Source organism: Microseira sp. BLCC-F43 (assembly GCF_041929235.1).
In the GTDB taxonomy this organism is placed as follows: Bacteria; Cyanobacteriota; Cyanobacteriia; order Cyanobacteriales; family Aerosakkonemataceae; genus Microseira.
Map to the genome: position 1 here is coordinate 1 of NZ_JBHFNP010000365.1, position 7480 is coordinate 7480.

A 7480-nucleotide genomic window follows, 5' to 3' on the forward strand; every position below is an offset into this window, starting at 1 on the left:
TGTTCACGTCCTCATCCACCCCATCGCTTTTAACGGCTACGCCATTAATTCTCTCACGGGTGGAATCGTCCGTTCACACGCCTCTCATCCCACACCAACCTTATCAGGTATGGTGTGGGGATTCCCGGCTGTCTAGCTAAACATTGTGGTATTTTTTTCGTTTAAATTCATAACTCTACGGGCAATAACCATATGCTTATTTAAAGCAAGTTGTTAGCTATCTCAAACCAGGGGCTAATGGCTAATGGGTAATCTCAGGAAAAATGCTACCTTAGTCAGCTGGCATAAGCTCTAGCTAACGCAAGTTGCTAGTTATAAGCTTTGGCGGCAAAGAAACTTTGGTGACAGTACTTACACAGGACGCTCTTATCACCAAAGTTTCTGCGTAGATCTCTGGTTGCCTTGCCCAAGGATTGCTCGTAGAAACTTTGGTGTTTGCGTAAGTCCTGGGTTTGACAGCGAGAAATCGAAGAAGAAACCGGGTTTCTTTATCTTTGGATGTAACTAGCAACTTGGGTTAGCTAATAACTCAAGTTGCTAGTTATACAACCCTCGTTTTCTATGAGGTACGTAGTTGCGCTAGAGCGATCTTATAGCAAGTTGGATAAGAGCGAAGACAGCGCAACTACGTACCCACAATGCAAGTAACTAGCAACTTGCGTTAGTTAATAGCTGTTAGCTATTAGGAACGCTCGGCTTTTCCATTCAGGCAAAATCGGAGTTTAAAGCTTGCTCCAAGTCATCAATTAAATCATCCACATGTTCAATTCCAATAGAAAGTCGCAGTAAATTTTCCGGCGTTTTTGTTCCTTCTCCTTCAATTGAGGCGCGATGTTCGATTAAACTTTCTACACCACCTAAACTGGTGGCGCGCGTGAATAGTTTTACCTTCGCGGCTACATCAAAAGCTTTCTCCCTTCCTGCTTTTACCTGAAACGAAACCATTCCACCAAAAAGCTGCATTTGGCAAGCCGCAATTTCATGTCCGGGATGGTGTTTTAACCCTGGATAATGGACGACTTCTACCAGGGGATGATTGCTTAAAAATTCAGCAACTTTGAGGGCATTTTCTGCTTGTGCCTTCATCCGATAGGGTAAAGTTTGAATACCCCGCATGACTAACCAACAATCGAAGGGAGAAGCGACTGCGCCTCCAGTTTTATGTATTTGTTTAATTCGGTTAAAAAAGTCAGTTTCTCTGCGCGCGATCGCCATCCCTCCCAACACATCGCTATGTCCCCCCAAATACTTCGTCGTCGCGTGAACAACCAAGTCAGCACCCAGTTTTAACGGGTTTTGTCCCACCGGAGTCGCCCAAGTATTATCGCAGACGCAAATTGCCTTTGCTCGATGGGCAATTTCTGCAATATTCCGAATATCGGTAATCTTTAAAAGCGGATTTGAAGGCGTTTCTATCCAAATTAATTTGGTATTTTCTTGAATGGCTTCTTCAACTCTGGTAAAATTAGATAGCTCGGTAAAAGTTACTGACAAACCCCAAGGAATCAAAACTTCTCGCAGCAGCAAAGATGTGCCAGAATAAGCATCAACGGGTGCAATAACATGGTCGCCTGGGGAAAGTGCTTGAAAGACGCTCATCGTGGCGGCGGAACCCGAAGAAAACGCAGCGGCGGCGACGCCTCCTTCTAATTCGCAAAGACATTTTTCTAGCGCTTCCCGGTTCGGGTTGTTGGTACGGGTATAAATATAGTTGTGGGGGTAGGTTCCGTCAGGCGATCGCTCAAAAGTTGTAGATAGATAAATCGGGGGTACAACTGCGCCTGTCGCCGGATCGATACCACGTCCTGCGTGAACTGCTAGTGTTTCAATTCTTCGCTTTGACATCTTTAAATTTTGGATTGTAGATTTCCCCCTTAAATCAGGGGAATCGGATGGTCGATTCCCCCCTTAATCAGGGGAATCGGATGGTCGATTCCCCCCTTAAATCAGGGGAATCGGATGGTCGATTCCCCCCTTAAATCAGGGGAATCGGATGGTCGATTCCCCCTTAAATCAGGGGAATCGGATGGTCGATTCCCCCCTTAATTAAGGGGGGCAAGGGGGGATCCGATGGTCGATTCCCCCCTGAATCAGGGGAATCGGATGGTCGATTCCCCCCTTAATTAAGGGGGGCAAGGGGGGATCCGATGGTCGATTCCCCCCGTAATCAGGGGAATCGGATGGTAAATTCCCCCCTTAATTAAGGGGGGCAAGGGGGGATCCGATGGTGGATTCCCCCCTTAATTAAGGGGGGCAAGGGGGGATCCGATGGTGGATTCCCCCCGTAATCAGGGGAATCGGATTGTAAATTCCCCCCTTAATTAAGGGGGGCAAGGGGGGATGCTCAAGTATATTGTTTCATGAGTTGTGAAAAATGCGAATTTTATTTGTTTGTACGGGTAACACCTGTCGCAGTCCGATGGCAGAGGCGCTATTTCGGGAAAGAATTAGGCGACTCGGAAAAATAGATGAAATTGAAGTTCGTTCCGCTGGAATTATTGCAAACAAGCGTTTTACAGTAGCGTCTAACTCACTAACTATATTATCAGAGTATGGCATTCAATACGAGCAAAAGCCCCAAGGAATTAGTTTAGAATTAATCCAATGGGCAGACTTAGTGCTGACGATGACAAGGTTGCATAAATATCTGGCAATCGCCATCTTTCCCGAACTGAGCGACAAAACATTTACCCTGAAAGAATTTGTCGGAGAACCAACTTCATTGGACATTGCAGATCCCGTTGGTAAATCTTTATCCAGGTATCGCCAATGCGCCCAAGAAATTGACCAAGCCCTCTATATTTTACAAGATAGATTAGACAGTAAAAATTCTTTGACCCTGCCCACGCCTCAGCCGTTACCTCGCGGTATTTTTTTGTTAAAATGGATACTGAAATGGCTAATAGCTAATGGCTAATGGCTAATGATAGAACCGAAAAATATTCCGAGCGGCAATTAGCAATTAGCGATTAGCAATGCGAGCAACCCACGATAGTTATAACTAGCAACTTGGGTTAGGTAGTCTAGCAGAATGGGTGAACCGAGGTATCCTAGTAAACAGCACATGGTGTGTAGGCGATCGCTCTCAACTCATAACAAGATACACTGTTTCGATTACTCGGACACAGTCGGACGCCAATAAGCACTTCCATCCCGCATCCTCGCCAGTAATTTACGTTCCACCATCTCCCGCCGCAACAGTGCTGGATCGTTGAACGTATGATATTGATTTAACAGCGCATTCACTTCTTTTTCAGAATATTTCACCTCCTGATAAAATTTAGAGGCCATATATTCTAATACTAGCTGCTGGAACTTGCCTTTATTCCGTTTAGAAGGCCATTCTTTAAGGCGATTTTCCCGTTCTAGATAGTTTTTGAGTTCTGCATTATCATCGGTCATTTTACTAACCCTTATATCCCACTTTTTTACTCGTTATCAGTTACAATTGAATTAATCAATCATCTAACTAACTCAAGTTGCTAGTTATCTCATGCATAGCAGCTAATGGCTAATGGCTAATGGCGAGATTGGTAAAAATCCAAGATTAGCAATTAGCAATTAGCAATTAGCAACGCCAAAGTTTATAACTAGCAACTTGCGTTAACTACTTCACCAATATAATACAAGGTGGAAAAAATGGCTAACGCCATGCTGGTAATCTTTCCTTATCGATACCAAGGCACTTGGGTATTTGATGACGAGCGAGTCGGACTTGAACGAGAACCCTTTGTGAGCGGCATCCCGGAAATGATTGATATTTTAGTTCAAGATATTCCCAAAGCTGAGTTTGGTTTTAAGCTTTTATTTTCTGCCAATCCTTTCCCAGGATATCAAGCAGAATTAGTTTGGGTTAGGGAAGAATACGGCGGCAATTGGTATCGCTGGCAAGATAAAAATTTAGAAGGTTGGTTATGTCCGGCGTTGTTTAAGTATTTCAGCGAAACCCCAAGACAAATATATTGCAAAGCAGAAAAACTCATTTAAACATAGGAGGCGGCAACGCACCATCACTCGTTCCCAGGCGTAAGTCTGGGAGGTAAGCTGCTACGCACCTAATTTGAGAGTCAAATTTTCCCTTCTTCTTGTGGGGTGGGCATCTTGCCCGCCTCTTTATTCGATTTAAATGCGTAGCAGCTTAGCATTAATAAAGATCGCACACAAAAGTGTACGATCAATGGCTGCAATCCGCTATAAATCAAACAGGACTTATATTATGTCCGCTTGAATACCCTTAGTTAGGACTGACGCTAAGGACGCGGGGATAGGGGGACGCTCTGAGTTTTAATTATGGGTGATTTACCGGACATCATATTACGCAAAAAAACTAAGGGGTATCCGAAAAATCCTGGGTTTACAGTCGCGAGATTGACGCATCACCTTTGTTTTTGGTTCTCCGAGCGTAAGTCCTATCAAAAAAGGCTTTATTTCTCGGATAAACCCGATTCCTTTGCGGAATCTAGCTAGTTAAAACGATGTAGCAGGAGGCATCAATCGGGTTATAGGAGGGCTAATTCTCAAGTCGATATCCCGATTGGGATTGAAGTCAAGACCTGTTGGAAGTTGAGCGAATTGTTGACTGTTAAACAACAGCGCACCCGTGTTGGAATTGTACGAGATTTGGTTAATCGAAATTTGCCCGAAACTGAGGATTTCGATCCTGTCTCCCTCTTGGAGATTGAAATCTTCGAGGGTGTCAATTCCACTTTCGGGTTTTGGCGGTTGAGGTTGGGGAGATGATGGCAAACCAGAGGGCGACAATTGGAACGTTAGTGGGTTAAGGCGGTAGGGGAGAGAGCGGTCTATGTAACTCGTAAAGGTGAATCCAAAGCGATCGCTCCCCAAACCACCTGTGAGAGTATCGCTTCCTTCTCCACCTTTGAGAATATCGTTGCCATCTCCGGCAATCAAGCGATCGCTATCGCTATCACCACTGAGAATATCATCACCTGCTCCACCTATGAGCGTATCGTTGTAACTCCCACCGTTGAGCGAGTCATTGCCATCCCCACCATCGAGGCGATCGCTACCGGGATTAATCCTATAGGGAACTCCGCTTAGGATTGGCATCGTATCACCAATGAGAAGATCGTTACCACTTCCTCCACTGAGAATATCGTTGCCATTGCCACCATCGAGAGTGTCGTTACCATTCCCACCATCGAGAACATCGTTGTCAGACTCCTCTGGACCTACCAACCCATAGGAGTCCTCTAAATATATAACCCCAGTATTGAATCTAGTACCCGTTCCGCCAGATAATACATCATCCCCATCTCCGCCAATCAGTGTGTCGTCACCACCACTACTGGTTAGGGAATCATTACCCAAACCACCATCGAGAAAATCATTGCCCGACGTTGGGTCGTCGGTGTCCAGTAGAACAATACTCTGGGTAACGCTTACTCCACTATCGAGAACATCGTTTCCTGCTCCACCTAGAAGTGTATCGTTGCCAGGACCTCCGTAAAGCCAATCCTCATCTGCCTCTCCTTCAAGCAGATCGTTACCTTTAAAACCCCAGAGAGTATCATTGCCAGCTCTACCTTTGAGGGTATCATTCCCATCGGTACCACTGAGGGAATCATTCCCATCTGTACCGATTGCCAGTATGCCGGCATTGTTTGCCAGCAATGGGGGGTTCAAGTTCAAAGTTGCTGCCATAACTAATTGCCACAACATCCTCAAATCATCTGATTATTGACTTTTACTGCGGTTAGATGTTGCCAATTTGCCATTTTGCTTCAGGACTTATAAGCTGCTACGCATTTAAATCCAATAAAGAGGCGGGCAATACGTCCCACCCCACAAGAAGAAGGGAAAATTTGACTCTCAAATTAGGTGCGTAGCAGCTTACCAAGTCGCAGTCCAAACTGTATGCGATTAGCTTCACACGCCAAAGTAACGCACCAAGAATGGTGTAGGTGAAGTGGTGCAGGTGAAATTGAAGTTCGTTCGGAACGAATTTTTGCAACCAAAAGTTTTACAGCGCCTTCACTTCTTTTTCAGTGTATTTCACCTCTTCATAAAATTTAGATGCCATATATTCTAATACTAACCCTAGTTGCTAGTTATCTTTTTAGGGTTGCTAATGGCTAATGGCTAATAGCTAATGGCTAATGGTAGAACCGAAACATATTCCCATCAGCAATTAGCAAGTTTGCGATTAGCAATGCGAGCAACCCACGATAGTTATAACTAGCAACTTGGTTTACTAGCTTGGGACTTGCCTTTATTCCGTTTACAAGGCCACGATCTCATCTAGATAGTTTTTGATTTCTGCATTATCATCCGTCATTTTCCTCATCCCTATCTCCTTTTTTTACTCGTTATCAATTGCTCGTAGCGCGTCAGACCTGCATCAGATGCGTTACTGCTTAGCATAAAACCAATAAACCCAACCAAAAACTAAAAAAATCAAAGCGATAACAGCTTGTACAACTATAGTAAAAATCCATCTGGAGCGGTAATAATTCGCTGCCAGTAAGCGCTGTTGCCTCACAGTTGTCACCCAATCCGGCAAGACGCAAAACCACACTTCTAAAATTCCCAAACATCCCCGTTGCCGAATTGAATCTTGCAGCATATCGCGAAATAGTTGCATCATTTCTTGTCCGTATTCCCAACGGAAAGCTGGAGGATAGGCTAATAGCAATATGCTATACAACCAAACCGAAATATTGCTCAGCAAAGTTGACATTAGAAATTGCCTCCCGCAATACTTCCATCCAGCAACTTTTTCGCCGATGCCATGTTGACCAAATTGGCTAAACGTTGCACTTCCAAAGTAATGACTCGGCGACCTAATTCTGTTAGGCAATAATAGCGGCGGCGTTCGTCATCTAATTTGGCATCGGGTCTTTCTTCTGACTCCAAAATCAGTTTATCCGCCAGCAGGCGCTTAATCGTGCCGTACAGCGTACCGGGACCGAGTTTGACGCTGTTATTCGTGCTTTGTCGCACTTCCTGCATAATCCCGTACCCATGCCTTTCCCCATCCACCAACGCCAGCAGAATGTGAAACGCCGCCGGTTTCAGCGGCAGGAAATTCTCTGGATCAATTTTGACTTGCATCGCTTTATATCAATCTACGATATATTATTTTACAATATATCGTAATCTGATATAACAAGGAAAGTCGAGCCATGCAATTTATCTATTTTTTGCTTGCCGAGAGCGCTTACGGCTTTTTAAGGGCAATTTTCGATATTTATCATGCGATTACGCACCTTTCAAGCAGATATCGCTGGTATCCCCCCGATGACGATTTTCCCGATGGTGACGCCGATGCGGGTGTCAGAAACCGTCCTCCGCACCCTGGGGGAATTGACTCGGCACAAGCTAGACCCGAAGTCGAAGGGAAAGATTTTTCTGTTGTGCCTTAAAAGCAGATTGCTTTTTGAGTGAAGTACAGCCTTTTGGCGCAAGTTTGTGTAGCGGCACCCAAAAAGGTGACCCAACCCAAACATTAGGTGTAACA

At 44.8% G+C, this 7480-nt stretch carries 8 protein-coding genes; 3 read left to right on the forward strand and 5 right to left on the reverse strand.

What is annotated here, in order from left to right; all coding sequences use genetic code 11:
• Positions 1-705 precede the first annotated feature (705 nt).
• On the reverse strand, positions 706-1845 hold the full coding sequence (locus ACE1CM_RS48585; protein WP_374886818.1) for a trans-sulfuration enzyme family protein: 1140 nt from the start codon (positions 1843-1845) through the stop codon (positions 706-708).
• Between the two features lie 529 nt (positions 1846-2374).
• Here ACE1CM_RS48585 and ACE1CM_RS48590 point away from each other — a divergent pair.
• Complete coding sequence (locus tag ACE1CM_RS48590) at positions 2375-2917, forward strand: low molecular weight protein arginine phosphatase (protein ID WP_374886819.1); 543 nt, start codon at positions 2375-2377, stop codon at positions 2915-2917.
• A 197-nt stretch (positions 2918-3114) separates the two neighbouring features.
• Here the strand turns inward: ACE1CM_RS48590 and ACE1CM_RS48595 are convergent, their stop codons facing one another.
• On the reverse strand, positions 3115-3402 hold the full coding sequence (locus ACE1CM_RS48595; RefSeq protein ID WP_374886820.1) for a DUF2087 domain-containing protein: 288 nt from the start codon (positions 3400-3402) through the stop codon (positions 3115-3117).
• A 237-nt stretch (positions 3403-3639) separates the two neighbouring features.
• On the opposite strand from ACE1CM_RS48595, the gene ACE1CM_RS48600 reads away from it, so the two are divergent.
• The gene (locus ACE1CM_RS48600; RefSeq protein ID WP_374886821.1) at positions 3640-3987 is read left to right on the forward strand and encodes a DUF6717 family protein; all 348 of its coding nucleotides are present in this window, start codon (positions 3640-3642) and stop codon (positions 3985-3987) included.
• Between the two features lie 480 nt (positions 3988-4467).
• Here ACE1CM_RS48600 and ACE1CM_RS48605 read toward each other — a convergent pair whose 3' ends face one another.
• From ACE1CM_RS48605 to ACE1CM_RS48615, 3 genes are all read right to left on the reverse strand, one after another.
• Positions 4468-5664 carry a calcium-binding protein gene (locus tag ACE1CM_RS48605; protein ID WP_374886822.1) on the reverse strand — a complete coding sequence of 399 codons (1197 nt, stop codon included), beginning with the start codon at positions 5662-5664 and terminating at the stop codon, positions 4468-4470.
• Between the two features lie 706 nt (positions 5665-6370).
• A complete protein-coding gene (locus ACE1CM_RS48610; protein WP_374886823.1) occupies positions 6371-6700 on the reverse strand; it encodes a hypothetical protein in 330 nt (109 codons plus the stop codon).
• Complete coding sequence (locus ACE1CM_RS48615) at positions 6700-7074, reverse strand: PadR family transcriptional regulator (protein WP_374886824.1); 375 nt, start codon at positions 7072-7074, stop codon at positions 6700-6702. The genes ACE1CM_RS48610 and ACE1CM_RS48615 overlap by 1 nt, the downstream gene beginning before the upstream one ends.
• A gap of 71 nt (positions 7075-7145) precedes the next feature.
• On the opposite strand from ACE1CM_RS48615, the gene ACE1CM_RS48620 reads away from it, so the two are divergent.
• Positions 7146-7385, forward strand: coding sequence for a hypothetical protein (locus ACE1CM_RS48620; RefSeq protein WP_374886825.1), 240 nt, complete (start codon positions 7146-7148; stop codon positions 7383-7385).
• Positions 7386-7480 lie beyond the last annotated feature (95 nt).

What these genes read in the sequence shown, in the direction of transcription:
- ACE1CM_RS48585 (WP_374886818.1), bottom strand. Translation starts at nt 1,845, where the DNA reads ATGTCAAAGCGAAGAATTGAAACACTAGCAGTTCACGCAGGACGTGGT.
- ACE1CM_RS48590 (WP_374886819.1), top strand. Translation starts at nt 2,375, where the DNA reads ATGCGAATTTTATTTGTTTGTACGGGTAACACCTGTCGCAGTCCGATG.
- ACE1CM_RS48595 (WP_374886820.1), bottom strand. Translation starts at nt 3,402, where the DNA reads ATGACCGATGATAATGCAGAACTCAAAAACTATCTAGAACGGGAAAAT.
- ACE1CM_RS48600 (WP_374886821.1), top strand. Translation starts at nt 3,640, where the DNA reads ATGGCTAACGCCATGCTGGTAATCTTTCCTTATCGATACCAAGGCACT.
- ACE1CM_RS48605 (WP_374886822.1), bottom strand. Translation starts at nt 5,664, where the DNA reads ATGGCAGCAACTTTGAACTTGAACCCCCCATTGCTGGCAAACAATGCC.
- ACE1CM_RS48610 (WP_374886823.1), bottom strand. Translation starts at nt 6,700, where the DNA reads ATGTCAACTTTGCTGAGCAATATTTCGGTTTGGTTGTATAGCATATTG.
- ACE1CM_RS48615 (WP_374886824.1), bottom strand. Translation starts at nt 7,074, where the DNA reads ATGCAAGTCAAAATTGATCCAGAGAATTTCCTGCCGCTGAAACCGGCG.
- ACE1CM_RS48620 (WP_374886825.1), top strand. Translation starts at nt 7,146, where the DNA reads ATGCAATTTATCTATTTTTTGCTTGCCGAGAGCGCTTACGGCTTTTTA.